The following is a 25,242-nucleotide window of genomic DNA, read 5'->3' as shown; positions in this document are numbered from 1 at the left end:
ATGCCTAAAATGTAAAGGTTGGTTGAATATTAAACTTTTATCAAAGTCGGGATTAGATTGCTTGATAAACCTATTCTTATTTATTCTGATATTCCATGCTTTAAAATCAATCCTAATTCTTGTTTTACAAGATGAAGGCACATATATTAGAAATATATGGAACTATCCTTTATAATCACTATTGTAGTCATATTGTCAGCGATTGTGTTATTCGCTACAGAAGCAGTGCGAGTAGATTTAGTGGCAATTGGGGTTATGGTAGTTTGGATTGTTTTTGGAATTTTAGAACCCGAAGAAAGCTTTAGAGGATTTGCTAATAGTGCTACACTCACTGTAACGGCCATGTTCATCTTAAGTAGTGCGATGATCAGGGCAGGTGTAATAAAGCTACTAGCTCCTTTGGTTACTCGGTTATTCAGCAAAACTTACGGTGGAGCTATTTTAGGAATGAGTTCAGGAGTCGGCTTGTTATCGGCATTCATAAATAACACACCAGTGGTAGCAACATTTATTCCAATTGTTTCGAAAGCGGCTAAAAAATTGTCTTTGCACCCTTCTAAATTTTTAATTCCATTGTCGTATGGTGCTATTTTAGGAGGGACATGTACTTTAATAGGAACTTCTACCAATTTGCTAGTAGCAGGTATTGCTAAAGATAAAGGCTTCGAAGGTATCGGTTTGTTTACAATGGCTCCTATGGGCTTGGTATTTCTAGTAGTAGGTTTATTGTATTTAATGTTTGCGGGAAAGTACTTACTGCCGAAGGAATCTCAGGTTAAACCTTTGCAAGATGATAGTCAGATCACAAAATTTCTAACAGAGGTTAAAATAAAAGAATTACCTGATGAAAAAACGGGTATTAGTATTGAAGGGTTATTCAAAAGAAAGGATTTAACATTTGAGGTACAGGAATTGAGAAGGGAAGACAGTTCCATTAAAAATCCAAAAATGAATACTCGCCTGCAAGCTGGAGATGTGATGTTGATTAAAGGGGAGCTCGATAAAGTAAAAAAAGTGGTAGCCGATCAGCATCTGTCCATCGTGAAATCGATTACTGATAAATATTTCCCAGAAGAAGAGACTAAAGTAGTTGAAGTGATTATAATGCCAGGGACACACTTGGTGGATAAGAAATTGAAGAATATCAATTTCTTGAAAAATTATCATTCTCATCTATTGGCCATCAGACATAGAGGTAAACGTCAATTCAAAGATATGGAAAACATCCGATTGAAGGTGGGGGATATTCTATTATTACAAACTAGTCAAAAAGGTCATGAATTATTACAAAAGGCGGAAAGCAACCCTAATGCACCTTTTTTGTCTGTCAGGGAAAGCGATTTAGATATACCCGACAAACGAAAGCTTTATATATCTTCTATTGTTTTAGCTTTAGTAATTGTTGCTGCTACTTTTAATATTCTCCCTATTGTCGCTTCCGCGTGGGCTGGTGTGTTTTTATTGGGTATTTTCAGGATCATAAGTATGACGGATGCTTATCGCTCGATAGACTGGCAAGTGATTTTTTTGCTAGCAGGTTCATTAAGTTTCGGTACTGCTATGGAAAAAAGTGGCTTGAATGACTGGTTGGTCACTAATTTTTTAGCATTTACAGAAAATCAGACAGCCCCGTTCATTATGATAGCCGGAATTTATTTGATTACTATGCTGTTTACTGAAATAATATCCAATAATGCTGCTGCGGCTTTAATGGCGCCACTTGCCATGTCAATAGCAGAGGCTTTAAGTTTTAGTCCATTACCCTTTTTAATTGCAGTGATGATGGCTGGAAGTGCGAGCTTCATGACCCCAATAGGATACCAAACCAATACCATGGTCTATAGTGCTGGTAATTATGATTTTAAAGATTTCTTTAAAATTGGAGCACCACTAGGAATTATCTTCTGGATCATTGCCTCTTTACTAATACCTATTTTTTATTCTTTTTAGGTGTAATTTTTATAAAAAGGTTCAATCTATTAAAAATATAGTTATTCGAATCAGTAACTATTTTTCCTGCCTATTGTAGTAACATCGAACTAATTATTGAATACTTATTGTAATTTATTTTGTGTTTACGTTTTTTTTTTTCTTCATTTGTGAAGTTTCGAAATAAAACCTTACAGAAAACCCCAATTGATGGATTACAAATGCTAGCTAGTTTTTTTGATTTAGGCGTGAGTTAAGGTTGAGTTTTGATATTAAATAAATTTTCAACTTTTTTAACAAAGAAATTATGAGAAAGAAAGTAATGTATTTAATGTCTATAGGCATTTTCTCAGCAGCATTATTGTTCGGGATGAACAATTATTCAGAAGCAAGACCTCCACATTGCAAAAACGGTGTTGAACGAGGTAACCAAACTTTAGGAGTTTGTTATGGCTTCGGAACTGATTGTCATCGGTGTAGAATTTTTGCAGAATCAATTTAATTTAACTTAAAGGGTTGACTTTAATTAGTCAACCTTTAAAGGACTTATATGAAATCGACATTAAAAACTTAGCTGCGAATTACACACTAACCGAAGATGAATTTTTAATCAAAGATTCCATGTGGCCGTAAAAAACAATATTATAGACATGAAATTTAAAGGTTTATATCTTATATTTTTTATTATTTGTTCATGTTCCAAATTAAAAGAAGTAGAAAATAATACATTAGACTTTTCAGTTTTAAAATCAATTGAAATACCGATAAATGCTGATGTACAATATGAACATAGTCAAATTCAGTTAGTAGGTGAGGATGAATTTGTAGGACTTGATCGTAATTTCAGCAAATTGGATTTCTTCAGTTTGAAAGAAAATAAGTTTCTCTTTTCAACTCAATTGGAAAGCGAGGGACCAAATAGAATTTATCCGGTAAGCTCATTTTGTTACCATAATAAGGACTCTATTTTTCTATTTTCGCTTGATGCTAGTTCATTTCAATTAATTAATCAGGAAGGTGAAGTGATGAATAGTTTTAGAATGGTAGATAATCAATATCCCTCTAAACTATTTAATGATATTACGGGTTCTGACAGTCAATTTTTCCCATTTTCTATAACACAAAATGGCAATTTCTATATTCCCTTTTCATATAATAATCAGAGTAAAGAATTAATTATCAATACTGTTCCAAATTCGTATCTAGATGGTTTCAATGATAGAAAAACCTTCTATAGTGCTCCATTGATTTCTAAATTCGATTTTGAAACTTTAGAGTTCAGTCAATTTTCCGGAAGATGGCCTGAAATTTATGATCAAAAGAATGCACCGAACAACCCATTCAATACTTTTTGCTTGAATACAGATACTGAGGATTTACTGATAAATTTTTATAATTCAAGTGAGGTTTTTAGTGTGAAAGAAGATGAGTTTTTCAATGTAGAAAGCAATAGTGCGAAAGGGGATGTTACCTTATTCGATATTGAAAATAAAAAAGGATATAGCACAGAGGAAGAATTAGATGCTTTTAATAATGACGAAGGTTATGTAAATCTTATTTATGATAAATATCAAAATGTTTATTACCGAATTTTTAAAAGTAGTACACATAATAGTGAAGAGAATGTTCATAAAATGAAAGCTAACTGGTTTCTTATAGCATTTACTCCCGAATTTGAAGTTTTAGGCGAGGTGGAATTTCCAGCTTCAATTTATAACTTCTTGCATATATTACCTACTCAGGATGGACTTTTGATTAGTAAAGAAAGTGCTTGGTCTACAGAAAATAATGAAGAAAAATATGAATTTGATTTGGTTAAGATTAATTTTTAGACATCTGTTATTGCTTCAATTATTGGTTGTTAGTTCAACCCATTATGCACAGGAAATACCTGAATCTTATATTTTTTATAGCCCATCCGATGAGCAAATGGGTAGTCTTACCATTCTAAGTGAAAATAGCAGGATGTTTTCCAATTCGCAAAGGTTATTATTACTTGATAGCAATAATTTACATCAAGATACACTGGAATTGGAAGACTGGTCAAATGCCGGCATTGTTCAAAATATTACAGTTTTGAATGATAGCTTGTTTTCGATTTCATTTATGAAGGAGTTTGCTTTAATATCCTTCAAAAACAATCGTTTTGAAACCATTGAAAGATTGGATAATAGAGATCTCAGACAGAACGATATAAAAGCAACTAATTTTCTATTTTTATCAAATGCTTATTTAGGTATAGATATTAAAAATAAAAGGAAGCATACGGATTACGAATTTCAATATTATGACAAATCTTTTAATTTAATTAATTCCAAAAAAGTAAGATTGAATAATACTGAACGAAATGATTTTAGTTATAAAAGCATAAGTTATCCTCATAATTATTATATGAATAATAATGGAGAATTATGTTTCTCTGATAAAATTTCAAATTCATTTACTAAGCTTGATTTGGATGATTTTAAAGTGAGCGTTCTTGATTTATCTAAGGAAGTAGAGTCAGATCAGAGCATTGAAATTTTTTACAATAAGGTAGATAGTCAATATTATTTGGTGAAATATTATCCTCTAGAAGGAGAGCAAACTAAATTAAGAATATATAATTTTAATGAAGATGATTTCGAGTCGGAAGTTCTAAATGATTTCAATGTAACCCTAAACAAATTAAATGGTGGCTTTTTTAATGGGAAAATCATGCTCAGAGATAAATTTAAAGGAGGTTATGGATTTTATTTAGTGCCAATTGAAGATTTACATAAATTATGAAAAGATTTACTTTATTGTTACTTATTATACTTCTTAATCTATCGTGTGACAAATCAGATAAGTTTGAAAAATTTATTGAGGAAGAATTAAATTTAAATGAAACTCAAAGAAGCAATCAGCAATTTTACGTTATTGATATGAAATCTTGTAGTGGTTGTTTAGAAATCAATAATAGCTTCCTTTTGAAGAATGAAATTAATCGTCTCAATCTTGTTTTTATTGGCAATATGGAAAGAGGGGGCTACTTTGATCGAGCCGAATATGAATCAGATAATTGGAATATATATGAGGTAAAGGAAAAAGATTTCTTTCCTTATGATATTTATAGCCATGATCCTCTTTTTTTGCAATTTGATGGAGATGGAAATACTTATTCGCATCAAAACATTAAGGTTGATGAAATTAGAATCTTAGATAGTTTACTTGAAATATAAATAATATTACAAATTTCATTTGTTTTTAATTATTCCACTATTATCTTTGGCAAGATGAATTTTAAGCGCAACACATATTATTACTATTATCTAGCCCCGACAGGAATCGGTAATGGTAGTGTTATGCATATGATGTAAGACATATTTCAAATTGAAAATATACCAAGCCCGGTTCCAATGGAATCGGGCTTTTTTTATGTCCAAATTTTAAACACTAACATTAAAAATTAATTAATAGTAGCATGGAGCAAATTTATGACAATTACACCACCGAAGACCAAGAGGTTTGGGGAATCCTTTTCGGGAGACAATTTCAAAACATCAAAAAAGTAGCAACTAAAGAGTTTGTAGATGGAATCGATAAGATTCATTTTACAGAAAAAGCTATACCCAATTTTAAGGAAACTAATAAGTACCTTAAAGAATTGACCGGGTGGCAAGTGGCAGCGGTTCCAGGAATTGTAGATGATGATAAGTTCTTTGAACTCTTGAGCAATAGAATTTTTCCAGCTACTACCTGGCTGAGAACTCGAGAGCAGTTGGATTACCTGGAAGAGCCAGATATGTTTCATGATGTATTTGGGCACATCCCATTATTGACAAATCAGCCATTTGTTGATTTCTTACAAGGTCTTGCAAAAATTGGTCTCAAACATTTAGATAATGACTGGGCAATTCACCTCTTGAGTAGAATTTACTGGTTTACTATCGAGTTCGGTTTAATCAGGGAAGAAGGCGATTTAAGAATTTATGGTGCTGGAATTATTTCATCGCCTGGAGAAACCAAATTCTCCATTTCAAATGAACCTGAACACTTCGATTATAATGTAGAAGCTATTATTGACAGTAGTTATAGAAAGGACAAGTTTCAAACAAAATACTTTATCATTGACGATTTTGAACAACTATATAGTTCTTTAGGTCATATCGATAAAGTAATTGAGGATAGATTGCAGAAAGAGCCAATAAGTATTCCTTGATGATTTAAGTCGGCCTTCTGGCTTTTTTTAAAGCTGGAAGGTTTTCATATATCTAAGTTTGTAATTTTTACCTTTTCTACTCTTCCATTCCTGAATTTTTCCTAAGTTTGATAAGCAATGGTAGACAGTTATAAACATCAGGGAATGCGTAGGAGATTAATTCAAAAGCTGCGCGAAAAAGGGATAGAAGATGAAAGTGTTTTATCTGCTATGGGAAAAGTACCTCGTCATGTATTTTTCGAGAATGCCTTCCTCGAGCATGCTTATCAAGATAAAGCCTTTCCTATTGGGCACGGTCAAACCATTTCGCAACCGTATACTGTAGCGTTTCAAACCGAATTATTAAATGTAAAAGCAGGAGATAAGGTATTGGAAATCGGAACAGGTTCGGGCTATCAGGCATGCGTATTATGTGAGTTGGGAACAAAGGTGTATACCATAGAGTATCAAAGAGATTTGTATGAACGCACCAGAAGATTTTTACCAGAAATGGGATATAAACCACTTTTCTTTAGTGGAGACGGTTCCAAAGGCTTGTCTAAACATGCCCCGTTTGATAAGATTATAGTAACAGCAGGTGCTCCAACCGTCCCAAATTCTCTAATAGAACAATTGTCCATTGGTGGTTGTCTAGTTATTCCAGTGGGTGATGATAATGTCCAGCAAATGTTACGTTTGACGAAAAACACTGAACGCAAGATTTCAAAGGAAGTATTTTCTAATTTTAGTTTTGTACCCTTGAAAGGAGAGGATGGTTGGAAATAAGCATAAAAAAAGAACGACTTATCCCTGGGTTAAGTCGTTCCTGCATGTCTAGAAAAAAAAAATTAGTTAAATGTATAAAGAGTCATTTCTTTGAAATCTTTCTCTGCATTTATTTCCAAGTCCTTAAGAAGTCCTTCTTTTAGATCATAAACCCAGCCATGGATTTGCAAGTCATGTGATTTGATTCCTTCTTGAACATAGCTCGTTTTATATAGATTGTAAACTTGTTCCTTTACATTACTTTCGACCAATCGGTTAACTTTAGCTTCCTTAGTTTCAGCACTATCTACAAAGTTTCTATTTTTTTGATAACTTTCTTTAATATTCATCAACCACGAATCAATAAGCCCTAAGCTCTTATTTTCAAGAGCTGCTGCTACTCCACCACAACCATAATGTCCGCATACAACTACATGTTCAACTTTCAAAACTTGGACAGCATACTGTAAAACAGACATTAAGTTGTTATCTGTATGCACCACCATATTGGCTACATTTCTATGAATAAATAATTCTCCAGAAGACGTCCCTGTCATCTCATTTACTGGTAAACGGCTATCAGCACAGCCTATATATAGATATTTTGGACTTTGTCCTTTTGCATGATTTTCAAAATACTGTGGGTCAATATTTAACTTTTCTTCAACCCATTTTTTGTTGTTTTCGAATAACTTAGAATATTTTTGTTGTTCCATAATTGTATTTATTTTACACTATATTTTTCATGAAATTTTTCAAAGCCTTGTAGCTCTACTTCTATATTTTTGTATTTGGCACCTTCATTTGTGAACAATTCAATGGCTTCGATCACATCAAAATCGATGAATGATGATTTTTGAGCATCGATTATAACTTTGGAGTCCTTAGGTACACTGTCTAAAGTTTTAACCATACTTGCCTTATTTAAGAAAGATACTTCATCAGATAATTTTAAAACAATCGGATCACCTTCCTGGTGTTTCTTGGCATCAAATGAATAAGTGTTTTTCATATTCTTAATCAGAATATTTAACAGTCCCACTAGTAATCCTATTACAATACCTATTAATAGATCTGTGAATACAATTGCCACAATTGTAACCACAAATGGATAGAATTGAGTAGGGCCGATTTTATACATTCTTTTCCAGAGTGAAATATTGGCTAATTTATAACCTGTTACCAAGAGTATAGCAGCCAAACTCGCATATGGTATCATATTGATAATCGTAGGAATTAATAGGATGGCAACAATTAATAAAATACCGTGAAAAAATGCCGATAATTTAGTTTTAGCACCAGAATTTATATTAACTGTCCCTCTAATAATAACAGCAGTCATGGGTAGTCCTCCTAGAAAACCTGCAATAATATTACCCACTCCTTGTGCTTTCATTTCTCGGTTTAAAGGAGTTCTTCTTTTCTGCGGATCTAATTTATCTACAGCATCAACACTTAAAAGAGTCTCTAAACTTGCAACGATTGCGATGGTAATGGCTACCGTATAAACTACTGGTTCTGTTAGGATTGACCAGTCAGGAAATACAAATAAATTTTCAAAGGAAGTATCTTCACCTAAGACAGGGATAGTTACTAGGTGCTTTTGAGACAGAGCCATCCCGTTATCTAATGCAAGGAAAATGGCATTTATTCCGACCCCTACAAAAACAACTATTAAAGGGGCAGGTATAGATTTGATGCTGTTATTTTTAATGTAATTCCAGCCAATTAAAATCACCAATGATATTATTGAAATAATGAAAGCTGTAGGATCTATATTTTCAAATGCAGAAACTAGGGCAGATAATGCATTTTCATCATTATTTTGCCAAAAATCCAAATCCCCTAAATAATCTTCATCATATCCGAAGATGTGAGGTATTTGTTTTATGATCAGTAATATACCAATGGCCGCTAACATTCCTTTAATTACAGAAGAAGGAAAATAATTACCAATTGTTCCAGCTTTTAGATATCCTAAAAGTAATTGGATAACACCGGCTAAAACTACGGCAACTAAGAATCCTTCAAAAAATCCTATATCTTCAATTCCGTTATAAACAATTACAGCTAATCCTGCTGCAGGACCTGAAACGGCTAATTGACTACCACTCAGTAAGGCAACCACCACACCACCAACTATACCTGTTACTAAACCAGAGAATAATGGCGCACCTGATGCCAAAGCAATCCCTAAACATAGCGGCATAGCAACTAGAAATACTACTAAACTAGAAAGAGAATCACTTTTTAAATGATTAAAGGTGATTCCTGTATATTTTGTAAATTTTGATTCACTCATTGTTAATCAATTGAAGTTTTTTGTAAAATCGTAATTGTGAAAAATGTACAACAGTGATAATAAGTATACTGTGTATTTACTTTAAAAAATGTAAGGTTAAAAACTATGTGAATTATAGTTTAGGGGGTGGTGTGGTGTTTAATACCGAAACTGATTGGTAGTGATTGGAATGAAAAAAACTATTAACAAGCGATTCATGAATGAAATTATGAACAGACGCTCTAAATAAAGCCATTGCTTTCAGATTCAGGTTATTATTTTCATCCTCATTATTTTCTTTAGAAGATTCTTTGCTTTCATCCTCAAAAATATTCAAGCCGTTTGTTGATTCTTCTCCTAAAATGCTATTGGTCAACTCTTTGTGCTGTAAATCTTCGATAGCATTTAGACATATTTGCGGTATGAAAGCCACATTGAAGAGACAAACAAAAAAGAATATTGATATGGTGATTTGTATCGGTTTCACTAAAAAGCTCTCTATACATCAAAATTAAGTATTAAATTTTTAAATAAATAATATAAAATACTTAAATGGTAAAAATCAACTTTAACATTTAACTTATATCAATTTCAAAAATTCATAATTTCTTTATTTCTAATTTATAATCACTTCATTTCCCACATATATCTTTCTAAAAAAATTGGGATGAAAATTTTATATGCGATTCAAGGTACTGGAAATGGACATATCAGTAGAGCTAGGGATGTTATTCCTTTATTGCAGCAATATGGGGAGCTTGATATACTGATCAGTGGGACACAATCGGACGTTAAATTGAATTATCCAGTGCGATATCAATTATTTGGTGTTAGCTTCATTTTTGGCAAAAGGGGAGGTGTCGATATTTTTAAAACATTAAAAAGGATGAACCTCTTCCGCTTTATAAAGGAAATATGGAATTTAGATGTGCACCAATATGATTTAATTATTAATGACTTTGAAGCTGTTTCTGCTTGGGCATGTTTATTGAAAGCAAAGAAATGTGTCGGATTAAGCCATCAATCAGCAGTTATTCATCCTTTTTCTCCAAAACCAATGAAAACAGATTGGCTAGGTTATTTGATACTGAAATATTACGCTCCTGTCAATCAATCTTATGGGGTTCATTTTAAAACTTATGCGGATAAAATCTATCTCCCTATTATTAGACAGGAAATCCGAGATCTAAAGACGAAGGAAGGTGATTTTTATACTGTTTATTTACCTGCATATAGTGACGAAAGAATAGTCAAAGTTTTATCAGTACTGGAAGTGTCCTGCAAAGTGTTTTCAAAGCATTGCACTGCAGCAAAAAAGGTGGGGAATATTGAGATTATTCCTATTGATAATCAATTGTATCTTCAGAGTCTTGCAGCATGTGAGGGTCTTATTTGTGGCGCGGGTTTTGAAGGTCCTGCGGAGGCATTGTTTCTTCAAAAGAAGTTACTTGTAATTCCGATGAGAGGGCAATATGAACAACAGTGCAATGCCGTTGCTTTACAAAAAATGGGTGTAAAAGTGATTGAATCTTTGAAATTGTCACAATTAGATACCTTAAAGCTTTTCATTACTGAAGCAAATGTTGTCAATACCAATTACCCAAATCAAACGGATGCAATTGTCAGAAGACTAGTCTGTGAAAATGTAGATCCTTATTATACTACTACTGCCGAATCTTTTTCATTTTCTCGGTGATTAATAATTCTATTCATCATTCCCTTGAAAATAAATTCATGAAAAATAAAGACACTATACCAATACAATCTTCCAAATAAACCGTGTGGCCTGAAAGTGGCAGTTTGTGTGAGTTTATTCTTTTCATTGTCCTTAGTGATTTTAAATTCTAACCACGCTTCACCAGGTAATCGCATTTCAGCATATAACAATAATCTCCCTTCTTGTTTATCAGCCACTAAGACTCGCCAAAAATCCAATGAATCACCGACCACTAATTGGTCAGGGCTTCTTCTGCCTCTACGTAGTCCAACCCCTCCGACAGCCTTGTCAAGGTAGCCCCTAATTTTCCATAAAAAATTCCAGTAATACCACCCACGATCACCACCAATTTCCCAAATATTCTGCAGTACTTCGGATCGCTGTCTGCGAAATGTGGCCGTCCTTTTATCAACAAAGCATCCGTATGTAGGGACTTGGACAAATTCCATTAATTCGGTATTGATTTTCGAACTAGCAAATGCATCTTTCCAGCTGGAAACCACCTCATTTTGAGCAATTCTATCAAAAGCCATTTTCACCGCTTCGCTATAAGGAATGAGTTCTTGTGGTACAATGTTTTCGATTCCTTTGTTTTGAACTATCACTTCATTTTTCATGCTTGCCACTAAGCTGCTTGCAATTTTATAACTCGTTGCAGTTACAAAATGAAGCCAATATGAACTTAATCTAGGAGTCAGTACTGGAAGTGTGATGATATATCTTTTTAGGCCTCGCACTTTGGCGAAGATGAGAAGCATCTCTTTGTAGGTCAAAATATCAGGACCTCCTATATCGTAAGTTTTACCATAAGATTCATTTTTCCCAATAATTCCAGATAGATAATTGATAACATTTCTAACGGCAATGGGCTGACAACGAGTTCGGAGCCATTTTGGAGCTACCATTACTGGGAGTTTTTCTACCAAATCACGGATGATTTCGAATGAGGCCCCACCTGACCCGATAATAATAGCTGCCCTTAAAACGGTTAATTCTGCTTTAGCTGAAGCTAAAATATCTTCTGCATTTTTTCTTGATGATAGGTGTTTGGATAGTGAGTGATCATTAGAAATCCCACTTAAGTAAATTATTTGCTTACAATTAGTTTTATTGAGGGCTTCAACATAATTACTAGCAGTATCTTTTTCCATTTGCTGGAATTCATTGGAAGAACTACCCAGCGAATGAACTAAGTAGTAGGAAGCTTCAATGTCTTTCGGTAAATCTTGGAGTTGTTCTGGTTTAAGCAGATCCGCTTCAAAAAATTGGACTTTATCTATGAGTTTTTCCTCAAGTTCAATTCTTCTCTTATCTCTTACGAAACAAACAAGCTCATGTCCTTGCATCACTAAAATAGGAAGTAGCCTTCTTCCGATATACCCATTTGCTCCTGTAAGTAGAATCTTCATAATTATAAAACTTCTCGCAATCTAAAATGTTACAACTAGCGTTTATCGAATAAATCTGGCCTATTGTAGAATATGTTTAGCTATTATAATTCTTCTTTGCTATTTTTAATTTAAGTAATATTTTATTGTATTAAATAAAGTGTATATGTCAAAGCTCATTATTAAATCCCGGAAAAGTCCTTCACTAGTTGAAAATGAGATTAATGTGCTTCTTGTCGGTAATAATCCTATTGAAATGAGCATTGTCTATGAAAAACTGTTTGATTTAAAAGGTAAAATAAAGAGAATAGAAACTGCTTTCTCTCAAGCAGATATGTTAAATAAAATTCATTTAACGCATCCCAACTGTATTATCTTAGATGATAATTTAGGCCTAAATCCATTAAAGGCTATAATTAGGAATATTAATGAATTAAGCAAAGAAGCAATATCTATTACACTTTTAAAAACATATAATAAGCAGGAAGTAACCTCAGGAGTTCAGGAGTATATTCTCAAGGATGGCATAGATAGTAATCGGATATATAATGCTTTAAGAAATGCACTTAAATTCAAAAAAACACAACAGTTTTTTAGAATAAAATATTATTCGGGAAAAAGAAACATTAAAAGGATGTTTATATAAAAGCTTGTAAGTAAAAGGTGAATGTTAATATTTCCTCAGCTCTCTTTACTTTGAGCTTTATTTTTTTTCCTTCCTTTTTGCTTAATGTTTCATTAATTCTTTGCAAACTTAGGTCTTTGCCCGAGTTTCCATTTAAACTGATAATTTTATCTTCCTTTCTTACTCCCGATGTATATGCAGGTGTACCTTCTCGTACTTTTTCCACTTCATAATAAGGTTCTAAGAAATATTCTCCTTTGGCTACTACGGTCATTCCGCTCATATCATGATCAAAGTCTTCCCTAATTAGACTATTTCTTCTGAGATATAATTTTTCATTTCCATAATCGAAAAATAGCTTGAATCTTTTTAGTACTCCACCACCGATAGTTCCATTTCTGCCGGTACTTCGGATAATATCTTGATAAACTCCAGAATCAGGATAATTTGTAACCACATTTTCTAGTGTGTATTTATCAATAGTCAGTAATGGGATTCTAGCCGCATGACCTTCAATCGTTCCCGCAATTCCTGCACCCAAGATATCCCGTACATTTTTTTCTGGCAGTTGAATGTATTCACTGCTATTTTTATGGAGCATTAATGGATGTGAAGCTCCTGTATCAATCATGAGTTTACTTAGTATTTCCGTGCTGTCATTTACTTGAAGTTTTTGAAAAATATAAGGTTTACTTTGCTCTATTTTCATGTCAATCGATTTGTAAAACAGCATTGGTCTATTAAAATATTCCGGTCTATAAAATTTCATTAACTCATTTTTGTAATCAACCCTCACGATAAAATTTTTAAAGAAGTCATATCCTAAAATTCCATGGATTTTTATCCCTAAGTTTTTTTGAAGGTTCAAGTAATCTTCTTTTAAGATTAATAATGGGATGTTTGTACCTGTTATATTTTGGACTTTGATATTTGTTCGGTTGACAATGTAGGCTTCAACTTCCTTAATCCCTGCTGCACCTACTAGAATTAATTTTCGGTCTGGTTCTATATCTAAAATATCACTATAAGTCTTATCGATTAATACGGTATTGGTGACTCCAGTATCCACGATAAACTTTAATGGGATTACTCCTTCAAAAAGTACATTTACGATTATAAGATTACTATTTAATTCAAATGGGATAGTAGTACTTCTCTTATTGTCATTTATTTCAAATCCAAATTTTAAATTTTGACCTGAAACTTTTTTAATTTCATTGGTTAATAGTAGTATAGTTAAAAAAGTATAGAGGATACACTTTTTGGTCATAGTTTGATAATAATTAGATGAATATGAGAAATATACAAAATTACATTGAGCATACTAACCTTAAACCCACAATAACTTCAAATGAAATTGAAATGTTATTAAATGAAGTGAAAGAAAACAATATTTTTGGAATATGTGTCCCCCCATTTTGGGTGAAAAAGGTTAAAAGAGACATTGGTAAGTCAAATATTAGTTTAATTACTGTGATAGGGTTTCCTTTAGGCTATCAGATGAGTCAAACCAAAGAAGCTGAAACTATTCAGGCTATTAAAGATGGCGCGGATGAAATTGATATGGTGTTAAATATATCTGCTGTTAAATCTCAAATGATGTGGCCCAAAATTGAGATAGCAAAAATAGGGAAGCTGGTTCATGAAAATGAGAAAATATTAAAAGTGATTATAGAAACAGCCTATCTGAATGATGGCGAAATTAAGGAGGCTTGTAAGATTTGTGCTGATGCCGGTGCTGATTTTGTAAAGACTTCAACAGGTTTTGCAGCAGAGGGAGCTAAGCTGGAGCATGTTCAATTAATGCGTTCAGTTTTACCTGATCATGTAGGTATTAAGGCAAGCGGAGGGATAAAATCCTATGAGCAGGCTTTACAGTTTATTGAGGCTGGGGCAGAAAGAATCGGCACATCTTCAGGCCCGGAAATATGTAAAATGAAATAACTAAGCTATTTTCATGGGCACAATTCCTTTGTATTTATATATCTTAATTCCGAAATAATCGGAGATATAATTTTTTAATCTGGAATAAGCCAATTGTGATTGCTTGTCATCTGGATAGAAAATAGTGGTTTCCAAAATAGCCTTTAGAAAATATTTAGACTTGGAAAATTCAACAATCCATTTTTTGTAAGCTAGTGACCAATCCTCTATATATTTCTCTTGGTGGTCTCTACCATCAAATAGAAGTTCAAGTTGATTTGAACTATACTTGTATCGATAGTATCCAGCAAGTTCATCGTAAAAAACGGAGAGTTCCTCGAAATTATAGTTCTTTGTGCTAAGAATTTTATTGATAGAACTGTCTTTAAGACCAAGAGGATTATAACGTAAAAGATAGATTTCCTTGACGATTTCAACCAATTGATCCATTAAAACTTTTTTATGTTCCATCTGAACATTCTCTAACAAGTAATTTTTATCAAAAGGAAAAAATCTGCGCTTCATTCAATTATATTTTTACAAATATATAACCAAATCCATAAAAACAGAAGGTTTTTTGAGCATTAGTGGGCAAATTAATGTCTAATACCACATTCTTCACAATACTTCATTTTTTCCGGAGCTCGCTTTTTAGGCTTTTTTTTATGTCCAAAGTATGTCCAGTCTGAGTATTGGGGTTTTTCCATTTCTTTGGCTTTCTTGCGCTTTGCTTTTGCATTCCGCTTCATTCTTTCCTCATATTCTTCCACCAACTGGTCTCCCCAACTCACTTGTTGCTTCTTTTTAAAAAGCCCGAAAAACCAAGTATCTTGCTTAGGTATAGGTCTTTGTCCGTAATTTTCTCTAGCTTCTGGATTCAAGCTAGAAGGACTTTGCTTACTGTAATTTGGTTGGGATTGGTTTATGGCTTGCTTTTGACATGAAGCAAGGAGTAAACCACAGGCAATAAATACAAAACAAACTTTATTCATACTTTAGAAACGCAAGTCATAAAAATTATTGTGTAAAATTAATGAACTTAATTTTACGGAAATAGTATATTGTAATCCATTATAATTTAGACTTATTGTGAAGAAAGAACTAATTGAAATAGGATACAAAACCTTTAGTAACGCAGAGGATTTACCAATTGAATATCAAAAATTGTGGAGTGCAGCACTAGAGGCTCGACAATTTTCTCATTCTCCATATTCCAGTTTTACAGTTGGAGCAGCTATAGAATTAGAAAATGGTGAAATTATTACAGGAACCAATCAAGAAAATGCATCCTTTCCAGCCGGACTGTGTGCCGAAAGAACTGCGATGTATCGAGCAGGTATTCAGGCACCAGATCAAAAGTTCAAACGGATAGCGATTGCTGCAAGCAGAAAGAATGCCGATCAGTTATCAAGTGCCCCGCCTTGTGGTGGATGCAGGCAAGTCATGTTGGAATTTGAAAAGAGACATCAACAAGCTTTTGAAATTTTGTTCATGAATTCGGAAGGAGAATTTGTTTTGATTGACAAACCTACTGATTTGTTCCCTTTCTCTTTTGTATTTTGACCTACCCGTTCTTTAGAAAATGCTAAAGAACGAGTAGGTGGTAATTTAGATCTTAATCATCTTTTTCATTATATAATTTCCATCAGTATCTTGTAGTCGTAAAATATAAGTACCTGTGCTCAAATCTTTTGTATCTAGCGTATTTTGTCCGCTGTTCAACTTGATACGCTTTTGAATCACTCCCTTCATGTCAAACACAATTAATTCAGTTGAAATTGTTTCGCTTTCCAGCATCAAGTGTAATTCATTTTTGACTGGATTGGGGTAAAATTTGAAAAGTATAGGGTTTTCAGGATTATTGGAAGTAACTCTTCCCGTTTCAGTAACTGTGACAAGGCCGTCTTCAACTAGAGCCTCTAAAGTCACAACTTCCCCTTGCTCACCTGTTAAATTAAAATTGATGTCAGAAGTTTCATCCATTTCGACCCCAGGGTATTCTATTCTTATTCGGTAATTACCACTAGGTAAATTTGGGAGCGTGAATTCTCCATTTTCATCTGTTTTGATATAAGCGACCAATTCATAATCATCGTCCAATAATCTTAAACTTTTTTCAGGTCTTGAAGAGCCTGTTAAGACCCTGACGCTCACTCCAACACCGCTTACTCGCTTTCTCGGCAGTACTCTTAAGGTGGTGTCAGCATCTGAGAATTCTTCTTGAATAGTTCCTGAGATTTCTGAACCGCGTTCTGTTAAGGGTTCTGGCTCTTTTTCAACCTCAATAGTGACATTGCTAATATTTCCTTGCAAGAATAAGGTATCAGCCACTTGCCAATCTAATGTATTACCAAGGTATGTTGGGATTAGGTTGGGGTATTCTGTTTCATCAGGATCAGCTAAAATTATATAGTCACCTAAAATAAGGTTTTCAAAATTAAAAGTGTTAGAGCCATTTAAACTTTGAATAGCTGCAGTATCATATTTGTTGGCAAATGGATTTATAGCAAATAACCTAACAGTGCCTTCTGTTACATTAATATTGTCGATATCTACTACGTCTCCTGATAAATTTGCTGATATGGCTTCATACGTGACATATGTTCTATGACTTCTCTTGCCAGATTCATCAATGGCCACGAATATCAAGTCGTAAGATTCATTAGCTTGTATAGATGATCGGTTAGGTAAAAACTCTACCTCCAAATCTTGGGAAATTTCAAATCCATTTACATTATAGGGGCTTGAGGATTGATTGTTCCGCCTGTACAAGTATCTAATATTTGTAATATTAGTATCATTGTTAGATTTGACATTTAATTTTGCCGATAGGCGGTCTCCAATCTCAATATTGTAAATAGAAGGAATAGGTGGAAGTCCGCTCAGTTTGTATGGATGGTCCCTGCAAAGGCACCTTGCGGTAGATCACTATTAATTGGAGTATAATCATTATCAACAGTAAAATCCCCACTAGAATTCGTGAACAGCCCTTCATCGTAGTCAATATTATTTTCAAAAGTATTGGTTCCGATTCCTTGCTCTCCAATAATACTGTTTGAAAAGCTTAAATCATTAATACTGTCAGAAATGTACCGAATGTTGTTAAAATCAAAAATCATATTATCTAGACTACTTTTTTCAGTCGAAATAACATCAAAAAAAGTATTCACTGTATCGATTATGTTATTGCTAATTGTAAAGCCATTATATGATCGATTAACATTTTGAACGGATGTAGATGCGAATTGTAATTCATTTATAATATTCCCTCGAACAGTTATGTTAATGTTTTTGTCCGTAAAACTCAGTGATTTTACTCTATTGCCGGCAACGATAACGTTTTTCAAAGTATCAGGCGCAGATGAAGATTGGTTGTTAAGTCTCAAAGTTTGCGTTGAAATACCGTAGACTTCACTTCCGTCTGCACTATTGGATAAGTCAAGAAAATCAATCTCTGCCGCTTGGGTATTGAATTGGGTATTCGGATTTTCTTCTAAGAAGTACCCAGGGCCTATAATTATCCTTGCACCTTCTATAATACCGCCCGTATAGAGTTGATTAGACCCAGCAATATATAATGTGTCCCCAGATTTAGTGGCGTTGATTGCTTGGCTTAAATCTCTAAAATCAGCAATTGTACCAGATCTGTTGTCAATGTACCAGTTTGTTTTTCCTCCTGCAATTTTTAAATTTATTGGTGCTGAATTCAATATAAGCTCCGGTAAATCTGGGTGCGTAGCCTGCATAAAGTATCTACCTGATGTGCTAGTTGTGAAGTTCTCAATCGTAAATGAACTAGCAGAAGCATTCGCTAGGGAGTCACCATTTAATATCCATTGATAATCAACATTTTCAAATTCATTTATAGCAGAACTTATTTCTTGTGTTGACCCAATTGAAACTTCTATGTCTTGGGAGTTGCCAATTATCCTTTGAGGCATGAAGAAATATTCACTTATGCCTAAATATGGTATTAAACTTTCAAATTGAAAGCGATTTTGGATCAGATTTACGCTCTGTAAATTGGCCATCCCACTGATATCAGGCATAAAATCGAAATTATTAGAACTGATATCAAAAGTATGCAAACCGGAAGCTGACATAATTTCAATTGGAAAAGCACCCTCCAAAAGATTATTTCTCAAATAAAGCTGTTCAAGATTAACTAAATTACCGATTCTTTCATCTATGGTTCCAGTAAAGAATTGCTCTGATAAATCAAGACCATAAAGATTCGTTAAATTATATACTCCTTCGGGGAAAGCACCTCCATTTGGTCTTGTATTCCAAATAGAGAGAAATTCCAGCTGCGTCAAATCGCCAATATTGTCAGGTAGATCCACCAAAAGATTCACATTACCACCTGCTTGCAAGGCTCTAAAATTCGGTAGATTAAATACGTCAGGTAAGCTACCAGAAAAATTATTTTCACTGAACCAAAATTCCTGTAGGTTCATACAATTTAGTATTTCGGGAGGCACTTCTCCTGTTAAACCAATTTGTTCAATGTAAAGAAATTTTAAACTATCCATCAGGCCTATTTCAGTTGGAAGATTGCCTTCCAAGGGATTAGCACTCAAGTCTAAGCTACGAAGCTTTCGAAGCTGGCCGATTTCAGCTGGGATGGAACCGGTGATGTTGTTACCATTTAAAGTGAGGTCATCCAAATTGGGGGAGTTAGTAATTTCAATTGGAATGCTATCCGAAATCGCGTTATTATGTACTCTTAGCTCCACCAGGTTTATTTGAAAAGCCTCTGGGTTAATTAGACCAGTGAAATTACAATCATGTGCAGAAACTCTCTCTAATGCGGGGAAGTTTCTTAAAAAATCAAAGAGTTCTCCTTCTAAATTTGGATTGATGTAGAAATATAATTGTTGCAGTGCATCCAAGTTTTTAAAACTTTCAGGTAAAGCTCCTGTCAGGTTATTATTGCTAAGATCCAAAAAATTTACCCTTCTTTCCGCATTTAAACCAACTCCTTGCCATTGATCCAAAGGATCTGTAAGCCAGCCGCTCGCATTGTTCCAGGTAGTATCCCCAGAATTGGTTGCATTATACAAATCCACTAGTGCTAGCGAATCAATTTCAGTAGCTAAGGATGCGCTGTTTATTGCATTATATAATGACTGAAAACCAGGGGATAAAGACTGCTCACCGCTAGCGATGGGGCTAGTACTAAATGAAGAACTACTAACAGTCATGCTCGTGTTACCATTTACTATTCGTGCAGCGCTAACCGTGTAGCTATTGTTTTGAAGTGATTGGGTAAATGCGAAAGCTGAACCAGCGATCAGAAAAATGATTAATGATATTATTTTTTTCATGATGATTCTGTTTAAGATTAAAACCATTTATTATTAATCATTGCTTGTAATACTAATATTTTCCATTAGCATTTTTTCCAGCTTAGAAATCCTTTCAGTAAGGTCTTTTTGCTGGTTTAATGCAGTAGCTAAATTATCATTTTCTGTCCTAAGTTTTTCTATTTTTGTGTTTAGCTCTTTAACCGCTTCTATTAATACGGCAGTCATTTGAGCATAATTAACTGATTTTAATCCTTCACTACTAGTATGTACAAACTCAGGATATACTTTTTCGAGTTCTTGTGCAATCACTCCTATTTGCCGTTGAGTTGATTTATTTTTATCTTTCCAATAGTAGGTCGTGGCTCTCAATTGCAAAGTGTTTTGCAAAGCATTTTCAAGGGGAGAAATTTCTTTTTTTAATCTTCTATCTGATGGATTATTGTATGCTGTTGCAGTCAATTCTCCATTTTGACCATTCAAAACTACGGTATTGATACCAGAACTATTTCTGATTTCTATACCTCCTCCAAGTCCAGCTGCACCATAATCGGAAGTCACTAAAACTCCTTCGTAGTTCAACCCTCCATTATCTGTGCGCTTCATTTTTAAATCAGCATAGCTGCTCGTTCCTTCACCTCGCAAAATTTCAGCACTAAAATTTGATTGAAAAAAAGTATCTCCGTCATCGTTATTTCCAAATAATTCCAGTATAGGTAAATTATTATTGTCCCATCTTTTTCCTGTTAGTGAAACATTTATTGAATTTGTGCCCCATAATGTCAAATAGCCTGATTTCCCACTTGGGTCGGGACCTGATTCATCCCTTGCATTTCCAATTGCCGCAAGCAGAGTGCCTTCATTATCCGACCAATCAGTACCTGCTCGCTTGTAATTTCCGCTCATAGCCGGACCATTTTCTATCTCGTTTCCAGTAATGTAATTATTAATCATTAAGGAGGCATTATCTGCAGCAGTGTTTTGACCAAACAAGTTTAAACTACTTGTAGCATTAGAAGTACTTGCGGTTATGGCGCTAGAAAAATTCCCAGATGGATCAAGTTTTTGAAGTTGAAGATAGCCTCCATTATTTCTAGCTCTTAGAAATCCATTTGAAACTCCTAGTGAATCAAAAATACCGATATTACCGAAAAATTGATCATTGGTGCTTCCAATTGTGATATTGACACTGTCATTGATACCAATTATTTTAAGATTACCTTCGTCATTCAACAATGAGTTCGTGGAGATTAAAGGCTTGTAAAGAGTAATTATTCCAATTTCAGTTCCATCAACTGTGATTGTAAGTGGTGTTTCAGCTATACCGTTAAAAATATTGGATGGTAGTGGCGAGTTTGTGCCCAATACCACATTATATATTCCCTTAGTTACAGGAATTGCACTGAAACTTTCTGTCCAACCGAAATCTGCTAAATCAAACTGAAAATCTCGGTTTCCTTCCACTGGGACACCTGATTCTTCCAGATAGCCTTGGAAAGGTAATTTCTGAGCTACAAGACTGATGCTAAAAAGTAGAATTAATGCGATGGTGATATTGATTTTTTTCATTTTGCAGTATCTTTTAAATAGAAGCTATTTTTAACTTTTAATATTATTCAAAGTACAAAAATGAAAATTGATATGCTATTGATGGATAGAGATATACCTATATGTAGGTATTATATTTTTTACCTTTTTCGATAAAACCCACATTATTCCTGATAAAGAAAATCACCATTAGTTAACGGTGTTCGTAAGGAGATTGTAAGCCTTTTTATTCTTAGAGGATTTAAGAATATGAAGTTTCAAGCTTTCTTTGTTGGGTATTAGTTGCTACTTAATGTAGAAATTTAATTCCAATCCTGAAGCTCTTCTTGATTGGTTACTATTCGTTCTTCCACGATAGAGTAAATTCTCTTGTCAATAATTTTGTAGTTTAACCTGTAAATTTCGAACTCTTCAGAAGTTAGATTGCCAATAATCATCCCCTTTAATTCGGATTTGTATCTAGTTTCTTTTTGAAAAATCCTATGAATATAACTGGGCTTTTGATCTTCTGAGAATTTAAAGTATTGCCCCTTTTTACTGGAAAGTAGTAAAGAAAAATGATTGAGTAGAATGGAATGAAGCTGTTTAATAATAGGCCGTAAAGTATTGTTTTGAAAGGCTTCAATTTCTTTGGTACCAGCTTTTACTTCAGAAGATGGAATTATTGGTCTTGAATCAAAATTATGCATCTTTAAAAAAGCAAAAAGGACGTAAATTGTTCAGATGCATTAATGCTTTTAATAGTTACTCTTAAAATCAAAATCTTCTTGTTCAGAATCCAATAATTTACCCTGTTGGCATTTTAAGACTCTGGAAGGGTGCGTATCTAAAAAGCTATGGTCATGTGTGCCCATAAGTATAGCTGTACCACTTTTGTTGATGTCTGTAAATAATTTAAAAATGCCCTCAGAAACTTCAGGGTCTAAGTTTCCGGTAGGTTCATCTGCAATTAATAAAACGGGTTCATTTATTAAGGCTCTTGCAATTACCACTCTTTGTTGTTCACCGCCAGATAGCTGATGAGGCATTTTTGAATCTACAGCACCCAAACCCACTCTCATCAATACATCCGCCATGCGAGCTTTCATTTTGGATTTTTCTTTCCATCCAGTGGCTTTCATGACGAAATACAGATTTTCGGCTACAGTCCGGTCAGCCAGAAGCTGAAAATCTTGAAAAATCACACTAATTTTCCTTCGGAGTTGTGCAATCTGTTTTGATTTAATTCCATTTATTTTAAATCCCCCCACTTCCATTTGACCCAAACGTAAATCTAGATCTGCATAAATTGTCTTCATTAAAGAACTTTTTCCACTTCCTGTTCTGCCAATAAGATAGACAAATTCACCTTTGCCGATACTTAAAGATATATCACTTAAAATAGCCTTATCTTCTTGGAAGATTGTAGCGTTTTCAATTCGGATTACTGGATCGTTGGAAAATGAGGACATTTCGGTTTTATGAATTCTAAAACTTAATTATACAAAAAAATATCATGGGCTCATGAACAATCTAAAGATTATACCATCTTCATAAAATTGTCAAATGAGGGTACATCATATGTCTAAAGCTTGAATTTTACCAAAAGGTAGTTCATTTATGACTTTTTCTAAGGCTTCTTCCTTGCCCTCTAGTCCATATTTGTCCATATTTTTTAACGGACGGTCAGCTCTGAAGTAGGCAATTAATACAAAATCGTTATCTCTTAGTTGGATATAATCTGGTATTTTTGCTTTGCCTTTTACTTTTATGATATACATTTCTTGATCAATATGAGATTTGAAATTGGAAATAGGAAAAGTGGTTATCATATTTCCAATTTCTCATGTCTACTTTTATTTATTTCCTTTTTTATGATCAGCAAGGAATTGAGCTAAACCAGAATCTGTTAGTGGATGTTTCAATAATCCTGTAATTACTTTCAACGGACAAGTCACAACATCAGCACCCATATTGGCACATTCTATTAAGTGCATAGTGTGTCTAACAGAAGCTGCTAAAACCTCAGTATCGTAAGCATAATTGTCATAGATACGAATGATATCTTCAATTAAGGTCAACCCATCAGTGGAAATATCGTCTAATCTTCCGATAAAAGGGGATACATAAGAAGCCCCAGCTTTGGCAGCCAATAAAGCCTGACCAGAAGAAAATACCAAAGTGCAATTGGTTCTGATGCCTTCAGCTGAGAATTGCTTGATCGCTTTCACGCCATCTTTGATCATAGGCACTTTGACTACGATTTTGTCATCGATTTTAGCAAGCTCTCGGCCTTCTTTCATCATGGTTTCGTAGTCAGTAGCAATTACTTCTGCACTAACATTATTATCAACGATATCACATATCGCTTTGTAGTGAGCTTTGATGTTCGCATCTCCAGTGATGCCTTCTTTAGCCATAAGGCTAGGGTTGGTGGTTACGCCATCTAGAACGCCCATATCATAGGCTTCTCTTATTTCGTCTAAATTAGCGGTATCAATAAAAAATTTCATTGGTAAAGTTATTTTAATGAGTTCAAGTAATCTTTTGCAAAGGTAGGATATTAATCTGAAAATGTCTTATTAGAAACCTGTCAGCTTTATAGAATTAATAGTGTCAATACTAGAGCGTTTACATCATAAATATCGAGTGAAAACCAGACAGGTTTAAGGCTACTCCAGTTTAATTGATGAATAGATGTAGTATTATTGGGAAAAAGAAGGGAAAAGAAAAATGGCAAACCAACATCGCACCGCTACGACCGCCTACCCTTGCTACCTTCCGGTCCTGGGGGAATTCAGCAGGAGCTGGTCGTGCCGATTTGCCGATGCAAAGGTAGGAAGAATGATTGGAAATGTAAATAGGGAAAGGAGAAAAATATTTTGGGAATTTTTAAAAGATTGAAGCGCAGGGTGTTGTTGTTTAAAAATAGTCAAAACTATATTTTTGGAGATTTTAATAAACTTTTAATTGACAAGCCCGTGTGAAAGAATTAGATAATTCGGATTTAGAATCGAATGTAATATCGTACATTTGTAGCCCTTCAAACGGAAGGATTAATAAATTGAAATATGGGGTTGACCGGTATTGACGGTAAGTGTGAATTATGTATTAGCATGCAGGGTGGAGAATGTACATCCTTAAGTAATTCATTCCAACTATAATTGGCGAATCTAATTACGCCATGGCTGCATAATCTTAATTTATTAAGATAAAGCTTTAAGGGTTGAGTCCCCAAAAGGATTCCCCAGCCACATTCCTCGTTCCTTCGTTTTTCCGGGAGCGGTCAAGGAGTGTCGAAAGGAGAAACTAGCGTGGTGATGCTATTAAGCCGTTGCGAAACTCAAATAGCTAAGGCCTGCAACAGGACTGTTGCTTTCCATAACAGGCTCGAAAACCTAATTAGTAACTAAGCATGTAGAAGATGCATCGTTTCCTTATCCGGACGAGGGTTCGAATCCCTCCAACTCCACTTTGAACCCAACCTGACTGTAGAAAAGCATCCTCGATGCCTTTCCACAGGGGTTGATTTCAAACCTGAATCTGAAGAGATTCTATCCCTATCTACTCATAATCGATGTTTTAATGGTACGTGCCTAGGTCGCTGAAATTACTGGTG

Annotated in this window: 25 protein-coding genes and 2 other RNA genes; 12 read left to right on the top strand and 15 right to left on the bottom strand. The window is 34.2% G+C overall.

Annotated elements, in window-relative coordinates; all coding sequences use genetic code 11:
* Positions 1 to 156 precede the first annotated feature (156 nt).
* The 7 genes from Q3Y49_RS18690 (at position 157) to Q3Y49_RS18660 (ending at position 6,877) form a co-directional block, all read left to right on the top strand.
* Positions 157 to 1,950, top strand: coding sequence for an SLC13 family permease (locus Q3Y49_RS18690; RefSeq protein WP_303270163.1), 1,794 nt, complete (start codon positions 157 to 159; stop codon positions 1,948 to 1,950).
* 286 nt (positions 1,951 to 2,236) lie between these two features.
* On the top strand, positions 2,237 to 2,431 hold the full coding sequence (locus tag Q3Y49_RS18685) for a hypothetical protein (RefSeq protein WP_303270162.1): 195 nt from the start codon (positions 2,237 to 2,239) through the stop codon (positions 2,429 to 2,431).
* 148 nt (positions 2,432 to 2,579) lie between these two features.
* Positions 2,580 to 3,761, top strand: coding sequence for a DUF4221 family protein (locus Q3Y49_RS18680; protein ID WP_303270161.1), 1,182 nt, complete (start codon positions 2,580 to 2,582; stop codon positions 3,759 to 3,761).
* A complete protein-coding gene (locus tag Q3Y49_RS18675; RefSeq protein WP_303270160.1) occupies positions 3,718 to 4,698 on the top strand; it encodes a hypothetical protein in 981 nt (326 codons plus the stop codon). Before Q3Y49_RS18680 ends, Q3Y49_RS18675 begins: the two co-directional genes overlap by 44 nt.
* The gene (locus Q3Y49_RS18670) at positions 4,695 to 5,132 is read left to right on the top strand and encodes a hypothetical protein (protein ID WP_303270159.1); all 438 of its coding nucleotides are present in this window, start codon (positions 4,695 to 4,697) and stop codon (positions 5,130 to 5,132) included. The genes Q3Y49_RS18675 and Q3Y49_RS18670 overlap by 4 nt, the downstream gene beginning before the upstream one ends.
* A 242-nt stretch (positions 5,133 to 5,374) precedes the next feature.
* Positions 5,375 to 6,112 carry a phenylalanine 4-monooxygenase gene (locus tag Q3Y49_RS18665; RefSeq protein WP_303270158.1) on the top strand — a complete coding sequence of 246 codons (738 nt, stop codon included), beginning with the start codon at positions 5,375 to 5,377 and terminating at the stop codon, positions 6,110 to 6,112.
* A 117-nt stretch (positions 6,113 to 6,229) separates the two neighbouring features.
* Entirely contained in the window at positions 6,230 to 6,877 is a 648-nt protein-coding gene (locus Q3Y49_RS18660; protein WP_303270157.1) for a protein-L-isoaspartate(D-aspartate) O-methyltransferase, read from the top strand.
* A gap of 62 nt (positions 6,878 to 6,939) precedes the next feature.
* Here the strand turns inward: Q3Y49_RS18660 and Q3Y49_RS18655 are convergent, their stop codons facing one another.
* The 3 genes from Q3Y49_RS18655 to Q3Y49_RS18645 form a co-directional block, all read right to left on the bottom strand.
* A complete protein-coding gene (locus tag Q3Y49_RS18655) occupies positions 6,940 to 7,572 on the bottom strand; it encodes a carbonic anhydrase (protein WP_303270156.1) in 633 nt (210 codons plus the stop codon).
* Between the two features lie 8 nt (positions 7,573 to 7,580).
* Positions 7,581 to 9,158: a SulP family inorganic anion transporter gene (locus Q3Y49_RS18650; protein ID WP_303270155.1), complete on the bottom strand. Its 1,578-nt coding sequence runs from the start codon at positions 9,156 to 9,158 to the stop codon at positions 7,581 to 7,583.
* A gap of 112 nt (positions 9,159 to 9,270) precedes the next feature.
* A complete protein-coding gene (locus Q3Y49_RS18645) occupies positions 9,271 to 9,570 on the bottom strand; it encodes a hypothetical protein (protein ID WP_303270154.1) in 300 nt (99 codons plus the stop codon).
* A 234-nt stretch (positions 9,571 to 9,804) separates the two neighbouring features.
* On the opposite strand from Q3Y49_RS18645, the gene Q3Y49_RS18640 reads away from it, so the two are divergent.
* The gene (locus Q3Y49_RS18640) at positions 9,805 to 10,833 is read left to right on the top strand and encodes a glycosyltransferase family protein (protein WP_303270153.1); all 1,029 of its coding nucleotides are present in this window, start codon (positions 9,805 to 9,807) and stop codon (positions 10,831 to 10,833) included.
* Here Q3Y49_RS18640 and Q3Y49_RS18635 read toward each other — a convergent pair.
* Entirely contained in the window at positions 10,794 to 12,263 is a 1,470-nt protein-coding gene (locus tag Q3Y49_RS18635; RefSeq protein ID WP_303270152.1) for an SDR family oxidoreductase, read from the bottom strand. The two genes, Q3Y49_RS18640 and Q3Y49_RS18635, sit on opposite strands and share 40 nt — an antisense overlap.
* A gap of 145 nt (positions 12,264 to 12,408) precedes the next feature.
* On the opposite strand from Q3Y49_RS18635, the gene Q3Y49_RS18630 reads away from it, so the two are divergent.
* Positions 12,409 to 12,888, top strand: a complete 480-nt coding sequence (locus tag Q3Y49_RS18630; RefSeq protein WP_303270151.1) for a hypothetical protein — start codon at positions 12,409 to 12,411, stop codon at positions 12,886 to 12,888.
* Here Q3Y49_RS18630 and Q3Y49_RS18625 read toward each other — a convergent pair.
* The gene (locus Q3Y49_RS18625) at positions 12,881 to 14,137 is read right to left on the bottom strand and encodes an aspartyl protease family protein (protein ID WP_303270150.1); all 1,257 of its coding nucleotides are present in this window, start codon (positions 14,135 to 14,137) and stop codon (positions 12,881 to 12,883) included. The two genes, Q3Y49_RS18630 and Q3Y49_RS18625, sit on opposite strands and share 8 nt — an antisense overlap.
* 23 nt (positions 14,138 to 14,160) lie before the next feature.
* Between Q3Y49_RS18625 and deoC the strand changes: the two genes are divergently transcribed.
* Complete coding sequence (gene deoC / locus Q3Y49_RS18620; RefSeq protein WP_303270149.1) at positions 14,161 to 14,811, top strand: deoxyribose-phosphate aldolase; 651 nt, start codon at positions 14,161 to 14,163, stop codon at positions 14,809 to 14,811.
* Here deoC and Q3Y49_RS18615 read toward each other — a convergent pair whose 3' ends face one another.
* Together Q3Y49_RS18615 and Q3Y49_RS18610 are read right to left on the bottom strand one after the other, a co-directional pair.
* Positions 14,812 to 15,315 (bottom strand): hypothetical protein, encoded by a 504-nt coding sequence (locus Q3Y49_RS18615; RefSeq protein ID WP_303270148.1) that lies wholly within the window; start codon positions 15,313 to 15,315, stop codon positions 14,812 to 14,814.
* Between the two features lie 71 nt (positions 15,316 to 15,386).
* Complete coding sequence (locus Q3Y49_RS18610) at positions 15,387 to 15,782, bottom strand: hypothetical protein (protein WP_303270147.1); 396 nt, start codon at positions 15,780 to 15,782, stop codon at positions 15,387 to 15,389.
* A 97-nt stretch (positions 15,783 to 15,879) separates the two neighbouring features.
* On the opposite strand from Q3Y49_RS18610, the gene Q3Y49_RS18605 reads away from it, so the two are divergent.
* Positions 15,880 to 16,353 carry a cytidine deaminase gene (locus Q3Y49_RS18605; protein ID WP_303270146.1) on the top strand — a complete coding sequence of 158 codons (474 nt, stop codon included), beginning with the start codon at positions 15,880 to 15,882 and terminating at the stop codon, positions 16,351 to 16,353.
* 45 nt (positions 16,354 to 16,398) lie between these two features.
* Here the strand turns inward: Q3Y49_RS18605 and Q3Y49_RS18600 are convergent, their stop codons facing one another.
* From Q3Y49_RS18600 to ffs, 8 genes are all read right to left on the bottom strand, one after another.
* Entirely contained in the window at positions 16,399 to 17,562 is a 1,164-nt protein-coding gene (locus Q3Y49_RS18600) for a T9SS type A sorting domain-containing protein (RefSeq protein WP_303270145.1), read from the bottom strand.
* Between the two features lie 110 nt (positions 17,563 to 17,672).
* Complete coding sequence (locus Q3Y49_RS18595) at positions 17,673 to 20,117, bottom strand: leucine-rich repeat domain-containing protein (protein WP_303270144.1); 2,445 nt, start codon at positions 20,115 to 20,117, stop codon at positions 17,673 to 17,675.
* A 33-nt stretch (positions 20,118 to 20,150) separates the two neighbouring features.
* Complete coding sequence (locus Q3Y49_RS18590; RefSeq protein ID WP_303270143.1) at positions 20,151 to 21,665, bottom strand: tail fiber domain-containing protein; 1,515 nt, start codon at positions 21,663 to 21,665, stop codon at positions 20,151 to 20,153.
* A gap of 281 nt (positions 21,666 to 21,946) precedes the next feature.
* Positions 21,947 to 22,333, bottom strand: coding sequence for a hypothetical protein (locus tag Q3Y49_RS18585; RefSeq protein WP_303270142.1), 387 nt, complete (start codon positions 22,331 to 22,333; stop codon positions 21,947 to 21,949).
* A 48-nt stretch (positions 22,334 to 22,381) separates the two neighbouring features.
* Positions 22,382 to 23,095: a cell division ATP-binding protein FtsE gene (locus Q3Y49_RS18580; protein ID WP_303270141.1), complete on the bottom strand. Its 714-nt coding sequence runs from the start codon at positions 23,093 to 23,095 to the stop codon at positions 22,382 to 22,384.
* A gap of 105 nt (positions 23,096 to 23,200) precedes the next feature.
* Complete coding sequence (locus tag Q3Y49_RS18575) at positions 23,201 to 23,404, bottom strand: fructose-6-phosphate aldolase (RefSeq protein ID WP_303272127.1); 204 nt, start codon at positions 23,402 to 23,404, stop codon at positions 23,201 to 23,203.
* A gap of 75 nt (positions 23,405 to 23,479) precedes the next feature.
* Positions 23,480 to 24,136 carry a fructose-6-phosphate aldolase gene (gene fsa, locus Q3Y49_RS18570; RefSeq protein ID WP_303270140.1) on the bottom strand — a complete coding sequence of 219 codons (657 nt, stop codon included), beginning with the start codon at positions 24,134 to 24,136 and terminating at the stop codon, positions 23,480 to 23,482.
* Positions 24,137 to 24,353: 217 nt separating this feature from the next.
* Positions 24,354 to 24,451: signal recognition particle sRNA small type (gene ffs, locus Q3Y49_RS18565), an RNA gene on the bottom strand.
* Between the two features lie 245 nt (positions 24,452 to 24,696).
* On the opposite strand from ffs, the gene ssrA reads away from it, so the two are divergent.
* Positions 24,697 to 25,098, top strand: a transfer-messenger RNA (tmRNA) gene (gene ssrA / locus Q3Y49_RS18560).
* Positions 25,099 to 25,242 lie beyond the last annotated feature (144 nt).

Origin of the sequence: Marivirga harenae, assembly GCF_030534335.1 — a bacterium.
GTDB classification, from domain to species: Bacteria; Bacteroidota; Bacteroidia; order Cytophagales; family Cyclobacteriaceae; genus Marivirga; species Marivirga harenae.
This window is presented reverse-complemented; position numbering and strand designations above follow the sequence as displayed.

What these genes read in the sequence shown, in the direction of transcription:
- Q3Y49_RS18635 (WP_303270152.1), bottom strand. Translation starts at nt 12,263, where the DNA reads ATGAAGATTCTACTTACAGGAGCAAATGGGTATATCGGAAGAAGGCTA.
- Q3Y49_RS18580 (WP_303270141.1), bottom strand. Translation starts at nt 23,095, where the DNA reads ATGTCCTCATTTTCCAACGATCCAGTAATCCGAATTGAAAACGCTACA.
- Q3Y49_RS18630 (WP_303270151.1), top strand. Translation starts at nt 12,409, where the DNA reads ATGTCAAAGCTCATTATTAAATCCCGGAAAAGTCCTTCACTAGTTGAA.
- Q3Y49_RS18585 (WP_303270142.1), bottom strand. Translation starts at nt 22,333, where the DNA reads ATGCATAATTTTGATTCAAGACCAATAATTCCATCTTCTGAAGTAAAA.
- Q3Y49_RS18690 (WP_303270163.1), top strand. Translation starts at nt 157, where the DNA reads ATGGAACTATCCTTTATAATCACTATTGTAGTCATATTGTCAGCGATT.
- Q3Y49_RS18670 (WP_303270159.1), top strand. Translation starts at nt 4,695, where the DNA reads ATGAAAAGATTTACTTTATTGTTACTTATTATACTTCTTAATCTATCG.
- Q3Y49_RS18595 (WP_303270144.1), bottom strand. Translation starts at nt 20,117, where the DNA reads ATGAAAAAAATAATATCATTAATCATTTTTCTGATCGCTGGTTCAGCT.
- Q3Y49_RS18625 (WP_303270150.1), bottom strand. Translation starts at nt 14,137, where the DNA reads ATGACCAAAAAGTGTATCCTCTATACTTTTTTAACTATACTACTATTA.
- Q3Y49_RS18650 (WP_303270155.1), bottom strand. Translation starts at nt 9,158, where the DNA reads ATGAGTGAATCAAAATTTACAAAATATACAGGAATCACCTTTAATCAT.
- Q3Y49_RS18590 (WP_303270143.1), bottom strand. Translation starts at nt 21,665, where the DNA reads ATGAAAAAAATCAATATCACCATCGCATTAATTCTACTTTTTAGCATC.
- Q3Y49_RS18655 (WP_303270156.1), bottom strand. Translation starts at nt 7,572, where the DNA reads ATGGAACAACAAAAATATTCTAAGTTATTCGAAAACAACAAAAAATGG.
- Q3Y49_RS18610 (WP_303270147.1), bottom strand. Translation starts at nt 15,782, where the DNA reads ATGAATAAAGTTTGTTTTGTATTTATTGCCTGTGGTTTACTCCTTGCT.
- Q3Y49_RS18685 (WP_303270162.1), top strand. Translation starts at nt 2,237, where the DNA reads ATGAGAAAGAAAGTAATGTATTTAATGTCTATAGGCATTTTCTCAGCA.
- Q3Y49_RS18665 (WP_303270158.1), top strand. Translation starts at nt 5,375, where the DNA reads ATGGAGCAAATTTATGACAATTACACCACCGAAGACCAAGAGGTTTGG.
- Q3Y49_RS18640 (WP_303270153.1), top strand. Translation starts at nt 9,805, where the DNA reads ATGAAAATTTTATATGCGATTCAAGGTACTGGAAATGGACATATCAGT.
- fsa (WP_303270140.1), bottom strand. Translation starts at nt 24,136, where the DNA reads ATGAAATTTTTTATTGATACCGCTAATTTAGACGAAATAAGAGAAGCC.
- deoC (WP_303270149.1), top strand. Translation starts at nt 14,161, where the DNA reads ATGAGAAATATACAAAATTACATTGAGCATACTAACCTTAAACCCACA.
- Q3Y49_RS18615 (WP_303270148.1), bottom strand. Translation starts at nt 15,315, where the DNA reads ATGAAGCGCAGATTTTTTCCTTTTGATAAAAATTACTTGTTAGAGAAT.
- Q3Y49_RS18660 (WP_303270157.1), top strand. Translation starts at nt 6,230, where the DNA reads ATGGTAGACAGTTATAAACATCAGGGAATGCGTAGGAGATTAATTCAA.
- Q3Y49_RS18675 (WP_303270160.1), top strand. Translation starts at nt 3,718, where the DNA reads ATGAAGAAAAATATGAATTTGATTTGGTTAAGATTAATTTTTAGACAT.
- Q3Y49_RS18575 (WP_303272127.1), bottom strand. Translation starts at nt 23,404, where the DNA reads ATGTATATCATAAAAGTAAAAGGCAAAGCAAAAATACCAGATTATATC.
- Q3Y49_RS18680 (WP_303270161.1), top strand. Translation starts at nt 2,580, where the DNA reads ATGAAATTTAAAGGTTTATATCTTATATTTTTTATTATTTGTTCATGT.